The 1,504-nt window shown below is 56.5% G+C and carries 2 protein-coding genes; both read right to left on the bottom strand.

What is annotated here, in order from left to right; genetic code table 11:
- Nucleotides 1-155 precede the first annotated feature (155 nt).
- On the bottom strand, nucleotides 156-458 hold the full coding sequence (locus FTT63_RS15405) for a phosphoglucosamine mutase (protein WP_000251875.1): 303 nt from the start codon (nucleotides 456-458) through the stop codon (nucleotides 156-158).
- An 86-nt stretch (nucleotides 459-544) separates the two neighbouring features.
- Nucleotides 545-1,360 (bottom strand): sulfonamide-resistant dihydropteroate synthase Sul2, encoded by an 816-nt coding sequence (sul2, locus tag FTT63_RS15400; RefSeq protein ID WP_001043260.1) that lies wholly within the window; start codon nucleotides 1,358-1,360, stop codon nucleotides 545-547.
- Nucleotides 1,361-1,504: the final 144 nt, after the last annotated feature.

Below are 1,504 nucleotides of genomic sequence, written 5' to 3'. Positions count from 1 at the left end.
ACCAATCAAAATGCTGCGTTCACAGCGCCGCGGCAGGGATCCGCCGTGCTGGTTGTCGGAAAAGGAGCCGCTAGTGGGAAAGAGGAGGGTAAATTTTCAGCGTTGCTGGCTCCCCGTCAGCCGGATTAGGTTGCATCGCAGGGGTGTCGAAAGAGTCAACTGCGGTCCAAAGCTGTTGGACTTGGGTGAAAAGGGCGTTTATTCTTCCTATACGTTGTCGGCAGCGGGCCAAAAAGGAATACGTCCATGCCCATCGAGGTGAAACCGGCTGTGAGCGCGGGTTCAAGCATATAGCCCGACAGGCGCGTATCCTTGCCGATCACGACACGATGGCGGTGGTCACCGCGACGAAAGACACGGCCAGCCGCCATGCCGACGCGCAAGGCGGTTTCCGCCGTCATCGCGCCTTCGTTGGCTTTGCCACGAATACCGTCTGTGCCGAAATATTTGCGCACCATAAGGTCGATTATCCTGTCGTCGGGTCGCCCTCAAAGGGGACATGCCTGCTGAACCGCGAATATAGAGAAATATCCCGAATGTGCAGTTAACGAATTCTTGCGGTTTCTTTCAGCGCCGCCAATACCGCCAGCCCGTCGCGCAAGGGGCGCGGCTCGTGTGTGCGGATGAAGTCAGCTCCACCTGCGGCGGCGGCAAGCTCTGCAGCGAGTGTCGCGGCCCCGACATCCCCCGGACCACGGCCTGTGAGCGCGCGCAGAAAGGATTTGCGCGAAACAGACAGAAGCACCGGCAAATCGAAGCGCAGCCGCAATTCATCGAACCGCGCCAGCACCGAGAGCGAGGTTTCGGGAGCAGCCCCCAGAAAAAACCCCATGCCGGGATCAAGGACAAGGCGGTTGCGTTTGATACCGGCACCCGTCAGCGCCGCGATGCGCGCGTCAAAGAACGCCGCAATGTGATCCATGATGTCGCCAGCGGGTGCCTCGCGCCGATCTGCCTGCCCGTCTTGCACCGAATGCATAACGACGAGTTTGGCAGATGATTTCGCCAATTGCGGATAGAACGCAGCGTCTGGAAAACCGCGAATATCATTGAGATAGGCCACACCACGCGACAAGGCATAGGCTTGCGTCGCGGGTTGATAACTGTCGAGCGAGACGGGAATGCCATCTGCCTTGAGCGCGTCCAGCACCGGCGCGATACGCGCGATTTCTGTGTCGGACGAAACAGGCGCGGCGTCGGGATTGCTGGATGCCGGACCGAGGTCGATCACATCTGCCCCCTCGGCCATCAGCTTACGCGCCTGCGCAATGGCTGCGTCTGGCGCCAGATACCGGCCTCCATCGGAGAAACTGTCCGAGGTTATGTTGACGATGCCGAAAATGATGAGCGATTTATTCATGGGGGCTTCTATAATAATCTCTGTACACGACAAAAATAGATAACTCATTGAAATAATGTCACAATAATTGTTTTCTAACGACGAATACTATGACACATCTCAATGAGTTATATCTTATCTTAAACAAATCTCTAAAATGGAACA

It is taken from the genome of Acinetobacter sp. C15 (genome assembly GCF_013420645.1).
Lineage (GTDB): Bacteria > Pseudomonadota > Gammaproteobacteria > Pseudomonadales > Moraxellaceae > Acinetobacter > Acinetobacter indicus.
Note: the sequence above shows the minus strand (reverse complement) of the source record. Positions and strands in the feature narration are given on the sequence as shown.